We start from the raw sequence: 20,445 nt of genomic DNA, 5'->3' as shown, positions 1-20,445 counted from the left end.
CCGGGGGCCGGTGCGCCGATCCGCCAGGCATATCGTCCGGGCACATCACCCGGGCATAGGATGCGGCGCGCAATCGACCAGCAAGCGCGCCGCGTGCGGCGCGGTGAGCGCGAGGGGGCCCGGATGGCGGGACGCGAGACTCCGGCGTCCGGCCGGGAACTGAAGTTCCGGGCCCTCATGGCCGAGCTGCGGCGCGGCATCCTCGACGGGACCTGGCCGCCCGGCAGCAAACTCCCCACCGAGCGCGCGCTCGCCACCGAGACGGGCCTGTCGGTGACGACCGTCCGCCGCGCCTACGAGGACCTCGTCGCCCTCGGCCTCGTCGAGCGCCGCCAGGGCGCGGGCACCTTCGCCGCCCACCGGCCCGAGCGGGGCGGGACGGGCCGCCGGGTCGTCGGCGTCCTCGTCCCCGACACCACGTTCTACTACCCGCGCGTCCTCCAGGGCATCGAGAAGGAACTCGCGGCGGACGGCGCCCGGCTCGTCCTCGCCTGCTCCCACTACGACCCCGACGAGGAGGACGCCGCCGTCGAACGGCTCCTCTCCGACGGCGTCCACGGGCTCCTCCTCGTCCCGAGCCTGCACACCGCGATCGACCCCGGCCGGCGCGCCGAGGAACTCCTCGCGCTGCCCGTGCCCGCCGTCCTCGTCGAGCGCCGGCTCGCCGCCCACGGCCCCGGCGACGCCACCGAGCACGTCTGCACCGACCACGAGGGCGGCGCCTACGACGCCGTGCGCCATCTGCACCGCCTCGGCCACGAACGGCTCGGTCTCGTCGCCCGCACCGACGCGCCCACCACCGCGCCCATCGAGTCCGGCTTCGCCCGGGCGCTCGCCGACCTCGGGCTGCCCGAGGCGCCGCCGTACGAGCGGGACGTCATGGCCGGCTGGGACCCGGACCGCGCCGACCGGGCCCTCGGCGCCCTGCGGGCCGCCGGGGTCACCGCCGCGCTCTGCTTCGGCGACCGGGAGGCCGTGCTGATGCTCGGGGCGGTCCGCCGCGCCGGGCTCCGGGTGCCCGAGGACCTGGCGTTGATCAGCTACGACAACGAGTTCGCCGATGTCGCGGAGACCCCGCTGACGGCCGTCTCGCCGCCCAAGTACCAGCTCGGGCGGCTCGCCGCGCAGATCCTGCTCCGGCGCCTGGCCGAGGGCGACGCCGCCCCGCTCCACCAGGTGCAGCTGAGGCCCCGGCTCGTCGTCCGCGCCTCCTGTGGGGGCGGACGCGCGGTCGCGAGGGGAGCGGGCGCCGAGCAAAAGTCCAAGCGGTGAGCACCTATTGCTCATGGTGTGCTCTTGCCCCCGGCCGGTAGAACTCGGTCCGGACCCCACGGGGGAGTCCGCGAGAGAGGACCGCACCATGAGCACCCACGTCACCGCGGAGATCGCCAGCCAGCCCGACTGCTGGCGCCGCGCCGCCGAGACCGCCGACCGCCACGCCGCCCGGCTGCCGCGCCGGGGCGAGCGCGTCGCCGTCGTCGGCTGCGGCACCTCGTACTTCATCGCCCGCGCCTACGCCGCGCTGCGCGAGTCCCTCGGCGCGGGCGAGACCGACGCCTTCCCCGCCTCCGACCGGACGCCGCTCGGCCGCGGCTACGACCGGATCGTCGCCCTCACCCGCTCCGGTACGACCACGGAGGTCGTGAACCTCCTGGCCGGCGCGGCAGGCCGCATCCCGACCCTCGTGCTCACCGGCGTCCCCGACAGCCCGGCGGGACAGCTCGCGGACGAGACCGTCGACCTCGCCTTCGCCGACGAACGCTCCGTCGTCCAGACCCGGTTCGCCACGACCGCCCTCCAACTCCTGCGCGCCGGACTCGGGGTGGACCTCACGCCCGCCATCGTGGACGCGGAACTCGTCCTGTACGAACGGCTGCCGGCCGTCTGGGAGCGGCGCGGCCAGTTCACCTTCCTCGGCACCGGCTGGACCGTGGGGCTCGCCGACGAGGCGGCGCTCAAACTCCGCGAAGTGGCCCGCGCCTGGACGGAGTCGTACGCGGCGATGGAGTACCGGCACGGCCCGATCAGCATCAGCGACCGGACGAGCCTGGTGTGCTGCTTCGGCCCCGCCCCCTCGGGGCTCCGGGACGAAGTGGAGTCCACCGGCGCCCTGTTCGCCGCCGACGCGATCGACCCGGTCGCCGCGCTCGTCCGCGCCCAGCGGCTCGCCGTCGCCCTCGCGGACCGGCGCGGACTCAACCCCGACCGCCCACGGCACATCTCGCGCTCGGTGATCCTCGCCGGAGCGTTCCGCCCGACCGCCTCGGACGCGGCCCGTATCCTGCGCTCATGATCGAGAACGACGCCACGGACCTCCTGGACATGCCCCGCGACTGGCAGCGGGCCCTCGCGGTCGTCGCCCACCCCGACGACCTGGAGTACGGCTGCGCGGCGGCCGTCGCCGACTGGACGGACGCGGGGAAGGAGGTCGTCTACGTCCTCGCCACGCGCGGCGAGGCCGGCATCGACAGCCTCGCCCCGGACGTCTGCGCCCCGCTGCGGGAGCGGGAACAGCGGGACAGCGCCGCCGTCGTCGGCGTGGAAACGGTCGACTTCCTCGACCACCGCGACGGCGTCATCGAGTACGGGCTCGGGCTGCGCCGCGACATCGCGGCGGCGATCCGCCGCCACCGCCCCGAGCTCGTCATCACCCTCAACCACCGCGACACCTGGGGCGGTGGCCCCGGCGCCCCCTGGAACACCCCCGACCACCTCGCCGTCGGCCGCGCCACGCTCGACGCGGCTGCCGACGCCGGCAACCGCTGGATCTTCCCCGAGCTCACCGAACAGGGCCTGGAGCCCTGGGACGGTGTGCGCTGGGTGGCGGTCGCGGCCTCCAGCACCCCGACCCACGCGGTCGACGCGACCCCGGGCCTGGACCGCGCCATCCGCTCCCTGCTCTGCCACCGCGCCTACATCGAGGCCCTGACGGACGAGGACCCGGAGGAGTACGTCCGCTCCTTCCTCACGACGGCAACAGGCCGCGCGGCCGCCCACTTCGGCGACCGCCCGGCGGTGACGTTCGAACTCTTCCCGCGCTGACGGGCGCCGGAGGGGGCCCGCTCACCCCATCGGCGCCGGCTTCAGTACCGCGAAGGGGGCGCCGAAGGGGTCGGCGAGCCAGGCGATGCGGCCGACGTCCGGGATGTCGGCCGCCGGCATGAGGACCGAGCCGCCGTTGCTCTGGGCCGTGCGGGCCATCGCGTCGGCGTCCTCGACCGCGAAGTACGCGATCCAGTGCGGTGTGTCCCCCTGGAGCTCGGCGACTCCGCCGAAGGAGGCGTCCTCCTGGTCGCCCTCGGCCGTGGAGATCACCCGGTACGTCATGCCGGGCGCCTCCATCTCCGCCCAGCGCCAGCCGAACAGCGTCCGGTAGAAGGCGAGGACGGACTCCGGGTCGGCGACGTGGAGTTCCGCCCAGACGAGGGTGTTGGTGGACGAGGTCCGCTCCAGGCCCTTCGTGGTCCCCGGCTGCCATACGGCGAACTGCGCGCCGCCCGGGTCGGTGAGGGCGGCCATGCGGCCCGCGTCCATGACGTCGAAGGCGGGGAGACGCACGGTGCCGCCCGCCGACTCGGCGGTCTTCTGCGTGGCGTCCGCGTCCGGGGTCTCGAAGTACACCGTCCAGGCGCTGCTGGCGCCCTCCTCGGTGAGCGGGCCGAGCGCGGCGACCGTGCGGCCGTCCTGTTGGAAGAAGCCGTAGCCGCCTGCGTCCGGGCCCGCCGAGCGGAACTCCCAGCCGAAGACGGCGCCGTAGAACGCCGCGGCCGCCTCGGTGTCGGGGCTGCCGAGATCGATCCAACTGGGGGAACCCGTGGTGAACTGCGTACCGAGCATGGAGGTGTCCTGTCCTTCCGTCGTCCGTGACTGCCGGAGTCGTGCCGCCGGTCCCACCGGCTTCCGGCCACCATGACCGATCCTCACCCCTGCGTCGCGGCGGCGCAGCCGCAGTACCACCGGTTCATCCGCGCGGCCGACCGGCCACCGCGTCCTCCAGGTCGCCGAGCAGCAGCTCGTTGTTGACGGCCACGCCGGCCCGGTAGCCCAGCCCCACCGCGTTGACGACCTGCTCCTGCGGGCCCGTCACGTTCCCGGCGGCCCAGACGCCGGGCACGCTCGTGCGGCCCGTCTCGTCCACCGTCACGAACTCCCCGAACGGCGTCTCGCGCAGCGCCGCCCCCAGCTGCCGCAGGACGCCGTCCCCGGGCACGAGGCGGTCGGCTCCGACGAAGACCACCTCGCGGGCCACCACCCGGCCGTCGGCGAGCCCGACCCCCGTCAGCCGGTCGTCCTCGACCACGAGCCCCGTCACCTCGCCCGCCACGACCGTGACCCCGGCCGCGTCGAGCAGCGCCGTGTCGTGGGCGGAGAGCTCGTCGGCCGTGTGCGGGAAGAGCGTCACGTCCTTCGACCAGTTCGAGAGCATCAGCGCCTGGTGCGCCGGCATCCTCGGGTGCGCGATCACGCCGAAGGCCCGGTCGCGGACCTCCCAGCCGTGGCAGTACGGGCAGTGCAGCACGTCCCGGCCCCACCGCTCGGCGACCCCGCCGAGCTTCGGGAGCTCGTCGACGAGCCCGGTCGTGACGACGAGCCGCCGCGCGCCCACGGCCGTACCGTCCGCGAGGGTGACCGTGAACCCGTCCTGTCCGTCCGGCGTCGCACCCGTCACCCTCCCGGCCCGCCACTCGACCCCGTACTCCGCGATCTCGCGCCGCCCCGCCTCCAGGTACGCGGCGGGGCTCATCCCGTCCCGGGACAGCACCCCGTGCATGTGGGCCGCCGGCGCGTTGCGGGGCTCGCCCGCGTCGACCACCAGGGTGCGGCGCCGCGACCTGCCCAGGATCAGCGCGGCGCTCAGACCGGCCGCGCCACCGCCGACCACCACCACGTCGTACCGCTCGTCCGCCCTCGTCATCTCCGCGCTCCTCACGTTCGTGCTCATGCCCTGAGCGTCGCTTTCCGCCGGGTCGAACGGCAACTGTTCTTGCCGTTTCCGCAACACCCGAGGAACACTGGAGCCATGACCGAAGACGACGACCGCATCGACGCCGTACTGAACGAGGTGGGCCCCCGGCTCCGTCGCGTCCGCCGCGACCGAGGGGTGACCCTGGCCGAGCTCTCCGCCGCCACCGGCATCTCCGTGAGCACCCTCTCCCGCCTGGAGTCCGGGCAGCGCAAGCCCAGCCTCGAACTGCTCCTCCCGCTCGCCCGCGCCCATCAGGTCCCCCTCGACGAGCTGGTCGGCGCCCCCGCCGTCGGCGACCCCCGGGTCAAGGCCCGGCCGATCGTGCGCCACGGCCGCACGATGTACCCGCTGACCCGGCAGCCCGGCGGCCTCCAGGCGTACAAGGTGATCCAGGAGAAGCCGACCGAGGCCCCGGAGCCCCGCGTCCACGAGGGGTACGAATGGCTGTACGTGCTCTCCGGGAAGCTGCGGCTCGTCCTCGGCGAGCACGACGTCGTCCTCACCGCCGGGGAGGCCGCCGAGTTCGACACGCGCGTCCCGCACTGGTTCGGCCCGACGGCCGACGGCCCCGTCGAGTTCCTGAGCCTCTTCGGCCCGCAGGGGGAGCGCATGCACGTCAGGGCGCGACCGAAGAAGTCCGGCTGACCCGTTCCGCAGGGTGCAAGCGACCGCTTAGTATGCCACCGACCACCCGGTACGGAGGAGGCTCACGGATGCAGGCATGGCGTGTGTACGAGAACGGCGAACCGAGCGCGGTGATGCGCCGCGAGGAGGTGGAGCCGCCCACGCCCGCCGACGGGCAGGTCCTCCTCAGAGTCCGCGCCGCGAACGTCAACTTCCCGGACGCGCTGCTCTGTCGCGGCCACTACCAGGTCCGGCCCCCGCTGCCCTTCACCCCCGGCGTGGAGCTCTGCGGCGAGACCGAGGACGGCCGCCGTGTCATCACCACGGCCGCACTCCCGCACGGCGGATTCGCCGCGTACGCCCTCGCCGACGCCGCCGGACTGCTCCCCGCCCCCGAGAGCCTCGACGACGCCGAGGCCGCCGCGCTGCACATCGGCTACCAGACCGGCTGGTTCGGCCTGCACCGCCGGGCCGCCCTCCAGGAGGGCGAGACGCTCCTCGTCCACGCGGCCGCGGGCGGGGTCGGCAGCGCCGCCGTCCAGCTCGGCAAGGCGGCCGGCGCCACCGTCATCGGGGTCGTCGGCGGACCGGAGAAGGCGGCCGCCGCCCGCGCCCTCGGGTGCGACCTCGTCGTCGACCGCCGCTCCGAGGACGTCGTCGCCGCCGTCAAGGCCGCGACCGGGGGCCGCGGCGCCGACGTGATCTACGACCCCGTCGGCGGCGAGGCCTACCAGCAGTCCGCCAAGTGCGTCGCCTTCGAGGGCCGGATCGTGATCGTCGGCTTCGCGAGCGGCACCGTCCCCGCCCCCGCCCTCAACCACGCGCTCGTGAAGAACTACTCCGTCCTCGGCCTCCACTGGGGCCTGTACGCGGCGAAGGACCCGGGCGCGATCGCCCGCTGCCACGAGACCCTGACCGCCTACGCCGCCAAGGGCCTGATCAAGCCCCTCATCGGCGACCGCGTCCCCTTCGCCGGCGCGGCGGACGCCGTCCAGCGCGTCGCCGACGGCACCACCACCGGCCGCCTGGTCGTCCTCCCGGAAGGAGCCCGCGCATGACCGACGCCGAACGCATAACCCGCGCCGAAGAACTCCGCTCCCTCACCCGGCAGTTGCTCGCCGATCACCCGCCGGCCACCACCGACCGCACCGACTTCCTGCGCGCCCGCTTCGACGCCGGACTCGCCTGGGTGCACTACCCCGTGGGCCTCGGCGGACTCGACGCGCCCCGCGCCCTCCAGGCCGTCGTCGACACCGAACTCGCCGCCGCGGGCGCCCCCGACAACGACCCGCGCCGCATCGGCATCGGCCTCGGCATGGCCGCCCCCACCCTCCTCGCCTACGGCACGGACGAGGTCAAGCGCCGCTTCCTCCGCCCGCTGTGGGTGGGGGAGGAGGTCTGGTGCCAGCTCTTCAGCGAGCCCGGCGCCGGCTCCGACCTCGCCGCGCTCGGCACCCGCGCCGTCCGGGACGACGGGGGAGACTGGGTGGTCGACGGGCAGAAGGTGTGGACCTCCAGCGCCCACGTCGCCCGCTGGGCCATCCTCATCGCCCGCACCGACCCCGACGTCCCCAAACACCGGGGCATCACCTACTTCGTCTGCGACATGACCGACCCCGGCGTGGAGGTCCGGCCGCTGCGCCAGATCACCGGCGAGGCGGAGTTCAACGAGGTCTTCCTCACCGGCGTCCGGATCCCCGACGCCCACCGCCTCGGCGAGACCGGCGACGGCTGGCGCGTCGCGCAGACCACCCTCATGAACGAGCGGGTCTCCATCGGCGGCGCCCGCATCCCGCGCGAGGGCGGCATGATCGGGAAGGCCGCCACGACCTGGCGCGAACGCCCCGAGCTGCGCACCCACGACCTGCACCGGCGCCTCCTCGACCTCTGGGTCGACGCCGAGGTGGCCCGGCTCACCGGCGAACGGCTCCGCCAGCAGCTCGTCGCGGGCCAGCCCGGCCCCGAGGGCAGCGCGATGAAGCTCGGCTTCGCCCGGCTCAACCAGGCCATCAGCGGCCTGGAGGTGGAACTCCTCGGTGAGGAAGGGCTGCTGTACGGCGAGTGGGAGATGCGCCGACCCGAGCTCGTCGACTTCACCGGCCGCGACGCCGGCTACCGCTACCTGCGCTCCAAGGGCAACTCGATCGAGGGCGGCACGACCGAGGTCCTGCTCAACATCGTCGCCGAACGGGTCCTCGGCCTGCCCTCCGAGCCCCGCAACGACAAGGACGTCGCCTGGAAGGACCTGAGCCGATGACGGAACGGACAGCACAGAGCGATCTGCTCTACTCCGAGACCGAGGACGACCTGCGGGCCGCCGTCCGCTCCCTGCTCGCCGACCGGGCCGGCCACCCGCAGCTGCTCGGCCGGATCGAGTCGGACAGCCCGTACGTTCCCGGCCTCTGGAAGGCGCTCGCGGGAGACATGGGCGCCGCCGGACTCCTCGTACCCGAGAAGCTCGGCGGCCAGGGCGCGAGCCATCGCGAGGCCGCCGTCGTCCTGGAGGAGCTGGGCCGCGCGGTGACCCCGGCGCCGTACCTGACGAGCGCGGTCGTGGCCACCGAGACGCTGCTCGCCCTCGCGGGGGAGAGCACCTCGGCGGCCGAGCTCCTCGCCGGGCTCGCGAGCGGCCGCACGGTCGCCGTCCTCGCCGTACCCCTGTCTGCGTCCCCGTACGCGGAGCCGTCGGTCGCCGCCACCGTCACCGGCGTCGCGGACGCCGGCGCCGCCGACGTCCTCCTCGTCTCCCGCGCCGACGGCCTGTACGCCGTGCCGGCGGCGGAGGCGACCGTCGAGCCGCAGATCCCGCTCGACCTCACCCGCCCGCTCGCCCGGGTGACGGCGGAGGCCGGGAGCGGCACCCGGCTCGCCGGGCCGGACGCGGCCGCCGCGGCGGTCCGCCGCGGGCTGCTCGCGGGCGCCGGACTGCTCGCCTCCGAGCAGCTCGGCCTGGCCGAGTGGTGCCTGGAGGAGACCGTCCGGCACACCCGCGAGCGCCACCAGTTCAACCGGCCGGTGGGCTCCTTCCAGGCGCTCAAGCACCGCATGGCCCAGCTGTGGCTGGACGTCGTCGGTGCCCGGGCGGCGGCCCGCGCGGCCGCCGACGCCCTCGCCACCGGCAGCCCGGACGCCCCGCTCACGGTGGCGGTCGCCCAGGCCTACTGCTCCAAGGTGGCCGTCCGCGCGGCCGAGGAGTGCGTCCAGCTGCACGGCGGGATCGGCATGACCTGGGAGCACCCCGCCCACCTGGCGCTCAAGCGGGCCAAGTCCGACCAGCTCGCCCTGGGCTCGGCGGGCCGCCACCAGGACGCGATCGCCGCCCTGGTGGACCTCCCGGCCCCGGCGTGAGGGTCGTCGCGGCCCGGTAAGGGGCCCACTGTGCCCACACCCCTTTACATACTGTTTAATTGCAAGCCGTTCGCAATAACAGTTGATCTCCAAAAGGGGTGTGGACACGATGACCGCCCGATCCATCCGCGGCGCGGCCCCCGCGATACTCGCGGGGGCCTTCGCCCTCGCGGCGGCGGCCTGCACGAACCCCGGCTCCCCGGCCGGGGCCTCCGGCGGCCCCAAGGATTCCGCGGTCGTCGGCATCGCCTACGAGCCCGAGACGCTCAGCCCGCTCCTCGGCTACGGCAAGGACGGCAACTCCAAGATCTTCGACGGGCTCCTCGCCTTCGACGAGCACATGAGGCTGAAGCCCGCCCTCGCCGCGAAGCTGCCGCACGTCAGCGCGGACGGGCTCACGTACACGTACACGCTCCGCGACGGCGTGACCTTCAGCGACGGAGCACCCTTCACCTCGAAGGACGTCGTCTTCACGTACCGGACGATCCTCGACCCGAAGACGAACAACGCCTCCCGCACCGAGCTCGACGCGGTCAAGAAGGTCGAGGCGATCGGCGACGACACCGTCGTCTTCACCCTGAAGTACCCCTACGCGCCCTTCGCCGAGCGCACCGTCCACGCCATCGCGCCCGAGCACGTCGCCGCGAAGCAGGACGTCAACACCGGCGCCTTCACCACGAAGCCGATCGGCACCGGACCGTACGTCCTCACCGGCTGGTCCAAGGGCGAGAAGCTCAGTTTCAAGGCCAACCCGACCTACTGGGACGGCGCGCCCGCGGTGAAGAAGTTCACCATGGCCATCGTCAAGGACGACGACGTCCGCGCGACCCGGCTGCGCGCCGGCGACCTCGACGGCGCCATCCTGCCGCCCAACCTCGCCGCCGGGTTCAAGGGCGACAAGGGGCGCAAGACGTACGAGGCGAAGACGTACGACTACCGCACCGTCACCCTCCCCACCCACCACCAGGTGACCGGCGACACCGCCGTCCGCCGCGCCCTCGACATCGCCGTCGACCGCCAGGCCATGGTCGACAAGATCCTCGAAGGGGCCGGGAAGCCCGCCTACGGGCCCGTCCCCACCGACAGCCCCTGGTTCGCGAAGGGCACCGAGCGCCGCCACGACCTCGCCGGCGCCCAGAAGATCCTCGACGAGGCCGGCTGGAAGCCCGGCCCGGACGGCATCCGCGTCAAGAACGGCGTCCGCGCCGAATTCCCGCTCTGGTACCTCTCCGGCGACAAGCTCCGCCAGGACCACGCCCTCGCCTACGCCTCCGACGCCAAGAAGGCCGGCATCGACATCACGACCCAGGCCGGCACCTGGGAGGTCATCGAGCCCCGGATGAAGACCGACGCCGTCCTCGCCGGCGGCGGCACGCCCGGCGACCCCGACTTCGACCAGTACCTGCTCCTGAAGTCCTCCCTCGGGGGCGACGGCTTCAACAACATGGCCTGGTACGACAACAAGACCGTGGACCGTGCCCTGGAGGACGGCCGCCGGACGAACGACACCGCCGAGCGCCGCGTCGCGTACGACACCGTCCAGCGCGAACTGGCCAAGAACCCCGGCTACACCTTCCTCACCCACATCGACCACCTGTACGTCGTCGACGACAGCTGGAACGGGCTGAGCACCCAGATCGAGCCGCACGACCACGGCCTCGCCTCCGGCCCCTGGTGGGACGTCGAGGGCTGGAAGCCGAAGAACACCGGAGCGACGCAGAAGTGAAGCGCCGCCTCCCCTGGGGGGCCATGGCGCGGATGACGGGACGGCGCGCCCTGGCCGCCGTCCCCGTCCTCCTCGCCGTCACCTTCGCGGTGTTCGCCGTCGCCGCGGCCTCCCCCTTCGACCCCGTGAAGGCCTACGCCGGCACCGCCGGACTGACCGCCTCGCAGGAGAACCTCGACCAGCTCCGCGCCAACCTCGGCGCCGACCTGCCTCTCCTCACCCGCTGGTGGGAGTGGCTCACCGCCGCCGTCACCGGCGACCTCGGCGACTCCTCGGTCATGCGCCGCCCCGTCGCCGAGGTCATCACCGAGCGCCTCGGCTGGTCCGTCCTCCTCGCCGTCACCGCCTTCCTGATCGCCATCGCCCTCGGCACCCTCCTCGGCGTCCTCGCGGGACGCCGCCGCGGCGGCCTCCTCGACCGGGCCGTCAGCTCCGCCGCGTACACCCTGGAAGCCGCCCCCGCCTTCTGGCTCGGCCTCCTCGCGATCTGGTTCTTCGCCCTGAAGCTCGGCGTCCTCCCGGCCGGCGGGCTCACCGACACCGCCAGCGACACCGTCACCGCCGGCCAGGTCGCCCGCCACCTCGTGCTGCCCGCGCTCGTCCTCGGGATCTCCCAGCTGCCCTGGTTCTTCCTGTACGTCCGCCAGGGCGTCGGCGACGCCCTCGACGAGGACCCGGTGCGCGGCGCCCGCGCCCGCGGCCTGAGCGGCCGCACCGTCCTGACCGGCCACGCCCTGCGCTCCGGGATGCTGCCCATGCTCACCCTCGTGGGCTCCCGCGTCCCCGAGCTCATCACCGGCGCCCTGCTCGTGGAGACCGTCTTCAGCTGGCCCGGCATCGCGGCGGCCACCGTCACGGCCGCCACCTCCGTGGACTTCCCGCTGCTCGCGGCCCTCACGGTCCTCGCCACCGCCGCCGTCCTCCTCGGCAACCTCCTCTCCGACCTGCTCTACGGACTCGCCGACCCGAGGGTGGGCTTCGATGGCTGACCAGCGCACCCACCGCCTGCGGCTGTGGAGCTCCGCCGTGACCGTCGGCGTCATCCTCCTCGCCGTCCTCGTCGTCCCCCCGCTCGTGCAGCTCGACGAACAAGCCGTCGACCTCTCGCGCAAGCTCCTCCCGCCGTCCTGGGACCACCCCTTCGGCACCGACGACCTCGGCCGCGACCTGCTCCTGCGGTGCATCTACGGGCTGCGGATCTCGCTCCTCGTCGGGCTCGTCGCCGCCCTCGTCGCCACCGTCGTCGGCACCGCCGTCGGAGCCGCCGCCGGAGCGCTCGGCGGCTGGACCGACCGCTGCCTCATGCGGCTCGTCGACGCCTTCTCGTCCGTGCCGCACCTGCTGCTCGGCATCTTCGTCGTCGCGCTCTTCCGGCCCGGCGTCTGGCCGGTCATCGCCTCCGTCGCCGTCACCCACTGGCTCTCCACCGCCCGGATCGTCCGCTCCGAGGTCCTCTCGCTGCGCACCCGGCCCTTCGTGGACGCCGCCGTCTCCGGCGGCGCCTCGCGGTGGCGCGTCACCGTCCGGCACCTGCTGCCCGCAGTCCTGCCGCAGGCCGGACTCGCCGCCGTCCTCATGGTCCCGCACGCCATGTGGCACGAGTCGGCGCTCTCCTTCCTCGGCCTCGGCCTCCCCAGCCACCAGGCGAGCCTCGGCAACCTCGTGCAGAACGCCCGCTCCTCGCTCCTCGCCGGAGACTGGTGGCCGACCCTCTTCCCCGGCCTCCTCCTCATCGTGCCGACCCTCGCCATCGCGGGACTCGCGGGCGTGTGGCGGGACCGACTCAACCCGCGCCGCCGATCGGAGCTGATGCTGTGAACGCCCCACACGCTCCGGAGGGAAGGGTTCTGCGGGCCCTGGAGGCCGTCACCGCCGAGCGCGCCGAGGACGCCCTCCTCAGCGTCCGCGACCTGACCGTCCGCTTCCGGCTGCGGGGCGGCCGGACCGTCGCCGCCGTCAGCGACGCCGACTTCGACCTCGGCGCGGGGGAGTGCCTCGCCCTCGTCGGCGAGAGCGGCTGCGGCAAGTCCGTCCTCGCCTCCGCCCTCCTCGGCCTGCTCCCGGGCAACGCCGAGACGTCCGGTACGGCGCTGATCGACGGGACCGACCTGCTCGCCGCCGACGAGAAGACCCTGGCTCGCACGGTACGGGGCCGCCGCGTCGGCCTCGTACCGCAGAGCCCCGCCGCCCACCTCACCCCCGTCCGCACCGTCCGGTCCCAGCTGGAGGAGACCGTACGGGCCCTCACCGGCACCCCGCGCCGCGCGCGGCGGAAGGCCGCCGAGGACGCCGCCGAACGGGCCGCCTTCCCGGCCGGCCACCTCGACCGGTACCCGCACGAGCTCTCCGGCGGCCTCGCCCAGCGCGCCGCGACCGCCCTCGCCCTCATCGGCGACGCCCGCCTCCTCCTCGCCGACGAACCGACCACCGGACTCGACCGGGACCTCGTCGACCGCACCGTCGACGAACTGCGCCGCCACGTCGACGAGGGCCGGGGCCTGCTCCTCATCACCCACGACCTCGCCGCGGCCGCCCGCATCGCCGACCGCGTCGCCGTCATGTACGCGGGCAGGATCGTCGAACTCGCCCCCGCCCACCGCTTCTTCGGTGCCACCGGCCCCCGCCACCCGTACGCGCGGGGGCTCCTCGACGCCCTCCCCGACCGGGCGTTCACCCCCATCCCCGGCATGCCCCCGGAGCTCTCCGCGCTGCCCGACGGCTGCGCCTTCGCCCCGCGCTGCCCCCTGGCCACCGACCTCTGCGCCACCCGCCCCGAGCCGCGCGCCGGGGTGGCCTGCCACCACCCGGAGCACCCCCGTGCTTGAACTCGACACCGTCACCGCCGGCTACGACCGCCGCGAGCCCGTCTTCCGGGGCGCCTCGCTCACCGTCGCCCCCGGCGAGTCCGTCGGCCTCCTCGGCCCCAGCGGCTGCGGCAAGTCCACCCTCGCCCGGGTCGCCGCCCTCCTCCACCGGCCCGACGCGGGCCGGCTCGTCCTCGACGGCACCGAGGTCCGGGCCTGGCGCCACCGCGCCCCGCGTGAGCTCCGTACCGCCGTCGGCGTCGTCTTCCAGCAGCCCCGCACCGCCGCCGATCCCCGGCTCACCCTCGCCGAGATCGTCGCCGAACCCCTCCGCGCCACCGGCCGCCGGGCCGAGGCCGACAGCCGGGTCGCCGAACTCGCCCCGGCCGTCGGCCTCACCGCCGACCTGCTCACCCGCCGCCCCCACGAGGTCAGCGACGGCCAGCTCCAACGCGCCTGCCTGGCACGCGCGTTGACCCTGCGTCCGCGCTGGCTGATCTGCGACGAGATGACCGCGATGCTCGACGCGTCCACGACGGCCGCGCTCGTGGCCGCCGTCGAGGCCTACCGTACGGAGACCGGAGCGGGCCTGCTCGCCGTGGGCCACGACCGCGTCCTGCTGAACCGCTGGTGCGACCGTACGGTGGAGTGGAAGGAGTGCCTGCCCGCCGAGGAGGGCCCGTGACCACCCCCTGGGGGCGCGCCGCCGAGGACGATCCCCTCGACGGGCTGCGCGCCGCCGTCACCGCCGCCGACTGTGGCTACGAGCCCCAGGGCGGGTACGAGGACCGCTGCTGGATCCTCCACACCGTCCATGACGGTCCCGAACGGCTCCGCTGGGACGAGGTGCTGTCCCGGGCCGGCCGACGGCTCGCCGACTGGCCGGGCACCCTGTCCTCCCTGGTCTTCGAGGGCGTGGAGGGGACGCACGACCTCGAAGGTCCCGACCCGGCGGAGATGGACCGCGCCTGCCTGGCCCGGCTCGTCGACCACCTGGTCCGCAGCGGTCCCCAAGGCCCGGACACCGCCTGTGCGGGCGTCCGGGCCCCCGTGGCGACGTCCCACGAGGAACGGATGCTCCACGGCGAACGGCTGGTCGCCCGGCGGGGTCGGCTCGGCGACGCCCTCGCCCACCACGACGCCATGCCGGACGGATGGTTTCCCGCCACCTGGTGGGCGGCGGACGGCAGCTGGCTCGTCCTCACCGACTTCGACCTCAACGCCACCGAGGTCTTCGGCGACGCGGCGCTCATCGCGGGGCTGCTCGCCGATCCGGAGCTCGACGCGGTGCGGCACCCGAGCATCGCCGAGAGCCTCGGCGGCTGAACCCAGGGGGCGTCCAGCAGAAATCCCACCCGTATGGCCGCCCCGCCATACGCCCGGACGGACCGCTCATTCCGCCACACTGTCCGCCGAACGCCGCAATTCCGGTGCGGCGACGGAGGGACGTGAAGGCGATGGCCGTTTCCATTTCTGTCGTGGTGCTGCTGCTGGTGCTGGCCGTGATCTTCCTGCGCAGCGGCGGACTCAAGGTCACCCACGCGCTCACCTGCGCCCTGCTCGGCTTCTTCCTCGCCGGCACCAGCGTGGCGCCCACCATCCACAACGGTGTCGCCGCCACCGCCAACGTGGTCTCCAGCCTCAAGCCGTGATCATTGCGTGATCGTGAACTGGCTGTGAAACACGGGGCAGTTGCATGTACATCTCACCGACTCGGGCCTAGCGTCGGCGGCCGGCGCGACAGATTGTCAGCAACCCGAGGAGCCGCAGTGACCACCCATCCGCCCCGAAGACGAGCACGCGCGCTCGCGCTGGTCGTCGCGCTGAGCGCGACCCTCCTCGCGGGCGCCGCCCCCGTCGCACAGGCCGAGGAGATACCCCTCGCCATCGGCCACCGACTCGTCGACCACTACGACGGCGCCCCCGCCACCGCCCGGCCCGTACCCGGCAAGGCCCCCGCCCAGCATCCGTACCTCGCCCCCAACGGGCGCAGCGGCATGCACGCCGACGGCGCGGGCAGCGGCACCCATCCGTACTCCGGTCCGCTCGGCCGCGACCCGCGCGTGGACAGCGAGAAGATCGCCCCCGTCGGCGGCGAGTGCGCCACCGTCACCTTCGACTCGGGCGGCCGCCTCGTCACCGTCTGCGGCACCTTCAGCGGCTTCCTCCTGAAGCTGCTCGACCCGCGCACCCTCGACACCCTCGCCGAGTACAAGCTGCCGCAGCGCTCCTCGACCGTCGAGGCCATCACCCGCCTCGACTTCGAGAGGATCTTCAAGAAGTCCTCGCCCTCAACCTGCTGACCTGCGCAGATGGCTGTACGAGCCGTGCTGACCTGCGACTTTGCTTGTTTCCGGGGCTTTCATGGTGACGTCGTTTTGCGCGGTCGATTCTCCCCAGCCGCTCCCCACCGGACATTCATTCTCCCCAGATTCTCCCCAGCCCGTTCCTGGCAGCGTTTCCGCTGGTGAGGCGGCCCTTCGTTGGGTTGGGGTGTGGATACGCGCCTTTTCGGAGGGGTCTCGGGGCGAGTGTGCCGGCGTCGCGACCTTGTGCGTTCGCGCCCGTGACACTGCGCGGCTCTGGTCCTTCACCGGTTGTGCGCTGTCGTGCCAACCCCTGGGCGCCGGAGGTCAACGCGGCCGGTCGGGGCGCTCGTAGCTTGAAGAAGTGCCGAGCCGCGGACGCGGCGGGCACGTACCGATTGCTTCGAGAGGACCCCTCATGTTCGACATCAACAAGGTGCAGGCCGCCCCGAGCAAGGATCTGCTTACGCCCGACAACGCGGTCATGCTCTTCGTGGACCACCAGCCGCAGATGTTCTTCGGCACCGGGAGCGGCGACCGCGCCGCGATCATCAACAGCACCGTGGGTCTGGCCAAGGCGGCTCAGGCGTTCGATGTGCCGGCCGTCCTGACCACGGTCGCCGCCGAGTCGTTCTCCGGGCCTCTGCTGCCGCAGCTCGCCGAGGTGTTCCCCAAGAACGAGGTCATCGACCGTACGTCCATGAACGCCTGGGAGGACGAGGCGCTCGTGGCGGCGGTCAAGGCGACCGGGCGCAAGAAGATCATCTTGTCCGGCCTGTGGACCGAGGTCTGCCTGGTGCTGCCGGCGCTCTCCGCCCTTGAGCAGGGGTACGAGGTGTACGTCGTCTCCGACGCCTCCGGTGGCGTCAGCCCGGCCGCCCACGAGCACGCGCTCCAGCGGATGATCGCCGCCGGCGCCGTCCCGGTGACCTGGGTCCAGGTCCTCCTGGAGCTGCAGCGCGACTGGGCGCGTCAGGAGTCGTACGGCGCGGTCATGGAGATCGTCAAGGCCCACGCGGGCGCTTACGGCCTGGGCGTCGTGTACGCGCAGAGCGTCATCGGCGCGCACGCCGCCGGCTGAGCCCTGTGGACACCGGCATTCTGATCCTGCGTCTGCTGGTGGGACTGCTCGTCGCCGGCCACGGTGTACAGAAGATCAGCTCACACCTGGGCGGCAAGGGGCTCGAGGGTGGTACCGAGGAGTTCCGCGCCGACGGTTTCCGCGGCGGAGCCCTCACCGCACTGGCGGCGGGCGGTGGTCAGATCGGATCGGGCCTGCTGCTCGCCGCCGGCCTCCTGACGCCGCTCGCCGCGACCGGCGCCATCGGGGTCATGACGGTCGCGCTCACCGTGAAATGGCGCCACGGGCTCTGGGTGCAGAACGACGGATACGAGTACCCGCTCGTCCTCATCGGCACCGCCGCCGCCCTCGCCGCCACCGGACCAGGCGCCTGGTCCCTCGACGCGGCACTCAGCCTCACGCCGTACCCGCTGTGGTGGGCCGCCCTCGCGCTTGTGGCCGGTCTCGGCAGCGGGCTGCTCACCCGGCTCGTACTGCACCGGCCCTCCGCCCCGGTGATCGCCGAGCGCTGAGCGCGAGCCGCGCAGACCGGTCCGGCCGCCCGCGTACCCCTGACCGGGCGGCCAGGCCTTTCCCACCCTCTCTCCCGAACAGGAGCACCCGATGGACACCCTCACGTCCCCGCACGGCGGCGGTCAGCCGCTGCTGCATCAGAAGGGCGCCGAGACGCAGGCGTTCGGCACGCTCAAGCAGCTGCCGATCGGCCTCGGCCACGACACCCGCATGTACGCCTGCCAGCGGCTGAACCGCGTTCTCGCCGACACGCAGATCCTGTACTCCCTCTACAAGAAGCACCACTGGCTCATGCGCGGGGCGACCTTCTACTCGCTCCACCTGATGCTGGACAAGCACGCGGAGGCCCAACTGGCCATCGTGGACGCGCTGGCCGAGCGGGTCCAGAGCCTCGGCGGCGTCGCGGTCGGAGACCCGCGCCACGTCGCGGAGCTGACCGCGATTCCCCGGCCGCCGGACGGCGTCGAGCCGGTGCCCGTCATGCTGTCGCGGCTCCTCGACGCGCACGAGCGGATCCTGATCGACGCGCGGGACGCCGCCGCCCGGATCTCGGCGGAGGGCGACGAGGGCAGCACCGACCTGCTCGTCTCCGAGGTCATCCGCACCGGCGAGGCGCAGGTGTGGTTCTTGGCCGAGCACCTCGTGGACACCCCTCTGGTGCGCGGCTGATGGACACGTACGACGTCGTCGTGGTCGGCGGCGGTCCGGCCGGCGAGGTCGCCGCCGACCGGGTCGTCCGGTCGGGGCTGACCGCCGTCGTCGTCGAGGCCGAGGCGGTCGGCGGCGAGTGCTCCTACCGTGCCTGCGTGCCGAGCAAGGCCCTGCTGCGACCCGGCGCCGCCCGAGCGGCGGCACGGTCGGTCGACGGAGCCCGGCAGGCGGTCACGGCGGCGCTCGACCCGGCGCGCGTCCTGGCCCGGCGTGACCGTTTCACCGGGCGCGGGGACGACGCCGGCCAGGCCGACTGGCTCGACGGTGTGGGCATCGCGCTCGTACGGGGGCACGGACGGCTCGCCGGTGAGCGCCGGGTGGAGGTGACCGGGGCCGACGGCACGGTCCGTACCCTCCGGGCCCGACACGCGGTCGTGGTCTGCACCGGCACGGAGCCCGCCCTTCCGCCGGTCGAAGGGCTCGACCGGATCGGTGTGTGGACCAACCGGCAGGCCACGACGGCCGACGCGGTGCCCGAGCGGCTCGTCGTCATCGGCGGGGGAGTGGTGGCCTGCGAGATGGCCACGGCGTGGCGCTCTCTCGGCTCCTCCGTCACTCTGCTCGTCCGCGACCAGGCCCTGCTGACCGGCTGGGAGCCTTGTGCCGGTGAAGAGGTCACCCGGGGGCTGAGCGATCTGGGCGTCACGATCCGCTTCGGGGCGTCGGCCGTCCGGGTCGCCCGTGACGCCGACACCCGCACGGTGACCGTGAACACGGACGACGGCACCGCCCTCGTCTGCGACGAGGTCCTCGCCGCCGTCGGCCGGCGCCCGCGCACCGCGGACCTCGGCCTGGACTCCGTCGGACTGCCGGCAGGCGACTGGCTCCCGGTCGACGACACCTGTCGGGTCACCGCGATCGAGGGCGCATGGCTCTACGGCGTCGGCGACGTGAATCACCGTGCGCCGCTGACCCACATGGCCAAGTACCAGGCCCGCGCCTGCGCGGCGGCGATCGCCGAGCGGGCAGCAGGGCGCCCGGCCGTCACCGGCGGCCGACAGCCGTGGAGCGCGGAGGCCGACCACATTGCCGTCCCCCAGGCCGTCTTCACCTGTCCCGAGGTCGCGAGCGTCGGCCTCACGGAACGCGCGGCACGCGAAGCGGGTCTCGCGGTACGCACGGTGGAGTACCGCATCGACGACGTCGCCGGCGCCGCGCTCCACGCGGACGACTACCGCGGCCTCGCCAAGCTCGTCGTCGACGAGACCCGGGGAGTCGTCGTCGGCTGCACGCTCACCGGCCCCCTGGCGACCGAACTCATCCACACCGCCACCGTGGCCATCGTGGGCGAGGTCCCCCTGGAGCACCTGTGGCACGCCGTGCCCGCCTTCCCGACGGTGAGCGAGGTCTGGCTCCGGCTCCTGGAGGCGTACGGCCTCTGAGGCCTGGCCCCCTTCTCCCGAGCCCGGTCCCGTCCGCCCGGCCGGCGCACTCCCTCCGCCCGAGCGGCGCACCCCTCCCGCTCGACCGAGCACACCCCCACGCTTCCCCACCCGACAAGGAAACACCCACCCATGCAGCTCACGAGGCGCACCCTCGCCCTCGCCATGCCCGCGACGCTGGCCGCCCTGATCGGCGCCGTACCCGCCGCACCCGCGAGCCGCCCGGCCGCGGCCGACACCGACCGGCACGACCCCAAGCCGACGATCGTCCTGGTCCACGGAGCGTTCGCGGACGCCTCCAGCTGGAGCGGCACGATCCGGCGGCTGCAGCACGCCGGCTACCCCGTCCTGGCGCCCGCCAACCCGCTGCGCGGTCTCGCCGCGGACACCGCCTACCTGCGCAGCGTGCTGGCCGCCGTAGACGGGCCCGTCGTCCTGGTCGGCCACTCCTACGGAGGCGCCGTCATCAGTGGCGCCGCAGTGGGCAACAGCCGTGTGAAGGCCCTCGTCTACATCGCCGCGTTCACCCCGGACAAGGGGGAGAGCGCGGCCGAGCTCGCCGCCAAGTTCCCGGGCTCCACCCTCGGCGACACCGTGAACCCGCGGTCGTACCCGCTGCCCGGAGGTGGCACCGGCACCGAACTCGTCATCGAACGAGCCAAGTTCCACGGGCAGTTCGCCGCCGACGTACCCGCCGCCGAAGCGGCGGTCATGGCCGCGACCCAGCGCCCGGTCGCCACCGCCGCGCTGGAGGAGAAGGCCGGGGAGGCGGCCTGGAAGACGATCCCGTCCTGGGCGCTGATCGCCACCGCCGACAAGAACATCCCGGCCGCCGCCGAACGGTGGATGGCCCGGCGTGCCGGTTCGCACATCACCGAAGTGGACGCGTCCCATGCAGTGGCGGTCTCCCGCCCGGCCGTGGTCACCCACGTCATCCTCGCCGCCGTGCGGGCGACCCGCTGACGCTCCGACCCGCCCCGTACA

The 20,445-nt window shown here is 73.7% G+C and carries 21 protein-coding genes and 1 pseudogene; 20 read left to right on the top strand and 2 right to left on the bottom strand.

Annotated features, from left to right (window positions below):
• Positions 1-123 precede the first annotated feature (123 nt).
• The 3 genes from ACIBG6_RS31710 to ACIBG6_RS31700 all read left to right on the top strand — a co-directional run bounded on the left by ACIBG6_RS31710 (position 124) and on the right by ACIBG6_RS31700 (position 3,042).
• On the top strand, positions 124-1,272 hold the full coding sequence (locus tag ACIBG6_RS31710) for a GntR family transcriptional regulator (RefSeq protein ID WP_399226160.1): 1,149 nt from the start codon (positions 124-126) through the stop codon (positions 1,270-1,272).
• 88 nt (positions 1,273-1,360) lie between these two features.
• Positions 1,361-2,293, top strand: coding sequence for an SIS domain-containing protein (locus tag ACIBG6_RS31705; protein ID WP_399226159.1), 933 nt, complete (start codon positions 1,361-1,363; stop codon positions 2,291-2,293).
• Entirely contained in the window at positions 2,290-3,042 is a 753-nt protein-coding gene (locus ACIBG6_RS31700) for a PIG-L deacetylase family protein (protein WP_399226158.1), read from the top strand. Before ACIBG6_RS31705 ends, ACIBG6_RS31700 begins: the two co-directional genes overlap by 4 nt.
• 21 nt (positions 3,043-3,063) lie before the next feature.
• Here ACIBG6_RS31700 and ACIBG6_RS31695 read toward each other — a convergent pair whose 3' ends face one another.
• On the bottom strand, positions 3,064-3,837 hold the full coding sequence (locus tag ACIBG6_RS31695; RefSeq protein ID WP_399226157.1) for a VOC family protein: 774 nt from the start codon (positions 3,835-3,837) through the stop codon (positions 3,064-3,066).
• Positions 3,838-3,961: 124 nt separating this feature from the next.
• Positions 3,962-4,942, bottom strand: coding sequence for an NAD(P)/FAD-dependent oxidoreductase (locus ACIBG6_RS31690; RefSeq protein WP_399226156.1), 981 nt, complete (start codon positions 4,940-4,942; stop codon positions 3,962-3,964).
• A gap of 78 nt (positions 4,943-5,020) precedes the next feature.
• On the opposite strand from ACIBG6_RS31690, the gene ACIBG6_RS31685 reads away from it, so the two are divergent.
• The 17 genes and pseudogenes from ACIBG6_RS31685 (at position 5,021) to ACIBG6_RS31605 (ending at position 20,424) form a co-directional block, all read left to right on the top strand.
• Positions 5,021-5,611 (top strand): helix-turn-helix domain-containing protein, encoded by a 591-nt coding sequence (locus ACIBG6_RS31685; protein ID WP_399226155.1) that lies wholly within the window; start codon positions 5,021-5,023, stop codon positions 5,609-5,611.
• Between the two features lie 68 nt (positions 5,612-5,679).
• Positions 5,680-6,648 carry an NADPH:quinone oxidoreductase family protein gene (locus ACIBG6_RS31680; protein WP_399226154.1) on the top strand — a complete coding sequence of 323 codons (969 nt, stop codon included), beginning with the start codon at positions 5,680-5,682 and terminating at the stop codon, positions 6,646-6,648.
• Entirely contained in the window at positions 6,645-7,847 is a 1,203-nt protein-coding gene (locus tag ACIBG6_RS31675; protein ID WP_399226153.1) for an acyl-CoA dehydrogenase family protein, read from the top strand. The genes ACIBG6_RS31680 and ACIBG6_RS31675 overlap by 4 nt, the downstream gene beginning before the upstream one ends.
• Entirely contained in the window at positions 7,844-8,938 is a 1,095-nt protein-coding gene (locus ACIBG6_RS31670) for an acyl-CoA dehydrogenase family protein (protein ID WP_399226152.1), read from the top strand. Before ACIBG6_RS31675 ends, ACIBG6_RS31670 begins: the two co-directional genes overlap by 4 nt.
• Positions 8,939-9,047: 109 nt before the next feature.
• Positions 9,048-10,664 (top strand): ABC transporter substrate-binding protein, encoded by a 1,617-nt coding sequence (locus ACIBG6_RS31665; RefSeq protein WP_399226151.1) that lies wholly within the window; start codon positions 9,048-9,050, stop codon positions 10,662-10,664.
• Positions 10,661-11,653, top strand: a complete 993-nt coding sequence (locus ACIBG6_RS31660) for an ABC transporter permease (protein ID WP_399226149.1) — start codon at positions 10,661-10,663, stop codon at positions 11,651-11,653. Before ACIBG6_RS31665 ends, ACIBG6_RS31660 begins: the two co-directional genes overlap by 4 nt.
• Positions 11,646-12,482 carry an ABC transporter permease gene (locus tag ACIBG6_RS31655; protein ID WP_399226148.1) on the top strand — a complete coding sequence of 279 codons (837 nt, stop codon included), beginning with the start codon at positions 11,646-11,648 and terminating at the stop codon, positions 12,480-12,482. Before ACIBG6_RS31660 ends, ACIBG6_RS31655 begins: the two co-directional genes overlap by 8 nt.
• Positions 12,483-12,520: 38 nt before the next feature.
• On the top strand, positions 12,521-13,489 hold the full coding sequence (locus ACIBG6_RS31650; RefSeq protein WP_399226353.1) for an ABC transporter ATP-binding protein: 969 nt from the start codon (positions 12,521-12,523) through the stop codon (positions 13,487-13,489).
• A complete protein-coding gene (locus ACIBG6_RS31645; protein ID WP_399226147.1) occupies positions 13,482-14,153 on the top strand; it encodes an ABC transporter ATP-binding protein in 672 nt (223 codons plus the stop codon). Before ACIBG6_RS31650 ends, ACIBG6_RS31645 begins: the two co-directional genes overlap by 8 nt.
• Positions 14,150-14,794, top strand: a complete 645-nt coding sequence (locus ACIBG6_RS31640; RefSeq protein WP_399226146.1) for a hypothetical protein — start codon at positions 14,150-14,152, stop codon at positions 14,792-14,794. Before ACIBG6_RS31645 ends, ACIBG6_RS31640 begins: the two co-directional genes overlap by 4 nt.
• A 131-nt stretch (positions 14,795-14,925) precedes the next feature.
• Positions 14,926-15,120: a hypothetical protein gene (locus tag ACIBG6_RS31635; RefSeq protein ID WP_141297606.1), complete on the top strand. Its 195-nt coding sequence runs from the start codon at positions 14,926-14,928 to the stop codon at positions 15,118-15,120.
• Positions 15,121-15,237: 117 nt separating this feature from the next.
• A pseudogene (locus tag ACIBG6_RS31630) lies at positions 15,238-15,756 on the top strand (hypothetical protein); the annotation flags it as partial.
• Between the two features lie 436 nt (positions 15,757-16,192).
• Positions 16,193-16,855, top strand: a complete 663-nt coding sequence (locus ACIBG6_RS31625; RefSeq protein WP_399226145.1) for a hydrolase — start codon at positions 16,193-16,195, stop codon at positions 16,853-16,855.
• Between the two features lie 5 nt (positions 16,856-16,860).
• Positions 16,861-17,367 carry a DoxX family membrane protein gene (locus tag ACIBG6_RS31620; protein ID WP_399226144.1) on the top strand — a complete coding sequence of 169 codons (507 nt, stop codon included), beginning with the start codon at positions 16,861-16,863 and terminating at the stop codon, positions 17,365-17,367.
• A 91-nt stretch (positions 17,368-17,458) separates the two neighbouring features.
• Complete coding sequence (locus ACIBG6_RS31615; protein WP_399226143.1) at positions 17,459-18,037, top strand: Dps family protein; 579 nt, start codon at positions 17,459-17,461, stop codon at positions 18,035-18,037.
• Complete coding sequence (locus ACIBG6_RS31610; protein ID WP_399226142.1) at positions 18,037-19,461, top strand: dihydrolipoyl dehydrogenase family protein; 1,425 nt, start codon at positions 18,037-18,039, stop codon at positions 19,459-19,461. Before ACIBG6_RS31615 ends, ACIBG6_RS31610 begins: the two co-directional genes overlap by 1 nt.
• Before the next feature lie 132 nt (positions 19,462-19,593).
• Positions 19,594-20,424, top strand: coding sequence for an alpha/beta fold hydrolase (locus tag ACIBG6_RS31605; protein WP_141299877.1), 831 nt, complete (start codon positions 19,594-19,596; stop codon positions 20,422-20,424).
• Positions 20,425-20,445: the final 21 nt, after the last annotated feature.

The organism is Streptomyces sp. NPDC050842 (assembly GCF_044456565.1).
In the GTDB taxonomy this organism is placed as follows: Bacteria; Actinomycetota; Actinomycetes; order Streptomycetales; family Streptomycetaceae; genus Streptomyces.
This window is presented reverse-complemented; position numbering and strand designations above follow the sequence as displayed.

Coding starts and splice junctions, on each gene's coding strand:
- ACIBG6_RS31710 (WP_399226160.1), top strand. CDS start 124: ATGGCGGGACGCGAGACTCCGGCGTCCGGCCGGGAACTGAAGTTCCGG.
- ACIBG6_RS31705 (WP_399226159.1), top strand. CDS start 1,361: ATGAGCACCCACGTCACCGCGGAGATCGCCAGCCAGCCCGACTGCTGG.
- ACIBG6_RS31700 (WP_399226158.1), top strand. CDS start 2,290: ATGATCGAGAACGACGCCACGGACCTCCTGGACATGCCCCGCGACTGG.
- ACIBG6_RS31695 (WP_399226157.1), bottom strand. CDS start 3,837: ATGCTCGGTACGCAGTTCACCACGGGTTCCCCCAGTTGGATCGATCTC.
- ACIBG6_RS31690 (WP_399226156.1), bottom strand. CDS start 4,942: ATGAGCACGAACGTGAGGAGCGCGGAGATGACGAGGGCGGACGAGCGG.
- ACIBG6_RS31685 (WP_399226155.1), top strand. CDS start 5,021: ATGACCGAAGACGACGACCGCATCGACGCCGTACTGAACGAGGTGGGC.
- ACIBG6_RS31680 (WP_399226154.1), top strand. CDS start 5,680: ATGCAGGCATGGCGTGTGTACGAGAACGGCGAACCGAGCGCGGTGATG.
- ACIBG6_RS31675 (WP_399226153.1), top strand. CDS start 6,645: ATGACCGACGCCGAACGCATAACCCGCGCCGAAGAACTCCGCTCCCTC.
- ACIBG6_RS31670 (WP_399226152.1), top strand. CDS start 7,844: ATGACGGAACGGACAGCACAGAGCGATCTGCTCTACTCCGAGACCGAG.
- ACIBG6_RS31665 (WP_399226151.1), top strand. CDS start 9,048: ATGACCGCCCGATCCATCCGCGGCGCGGCCCCCGCGATACTCGCGGGG.
- ACIBG6_RS31655 (WP_399226148.1), top strand. CDS start 11,646: ATGGCTGACCAGCGCACCCACCGCCTGCGGCTGTGGAGCTCCGCCGTG.
- ACIBG6_RS31635 (WP_141297606.1), top strand. CDS start 14,926: ATGGCCGTTTCCATTTCTGTCGTGGTGCTGCTGCTGGTGCTGGCCGTG.
- ACIBG6_RS31625 (WP_399226145.1), top strand. CDS start 16,193: ATGTTCGACATCAACAAGGTGCAGGCCGCCCCGAGCAAGGATCTGCTT.
- ACIBG6_RS31615 (WP_399226143.1), top strand. CDS start 17,459: ATGGACACCCTCACGTCCCCGCACGGCGGCGGTCAGCCGCTGCTGCAT.
- ACIBG6_RS31610 (WP_399226142.1), top strand. CDS start 18,037: ATGGACACGTACGACGTCGTCGTGGTCGGCGGCGGTCCGGCCGGCGAG.
- ACIBG6_RS31605 (WP_141299877.1), top strand. CDS start 19,594: ATGCAGCTCACGAGGCGCACCCTCGCCCTCGCCATGCCCGCGACGCTG.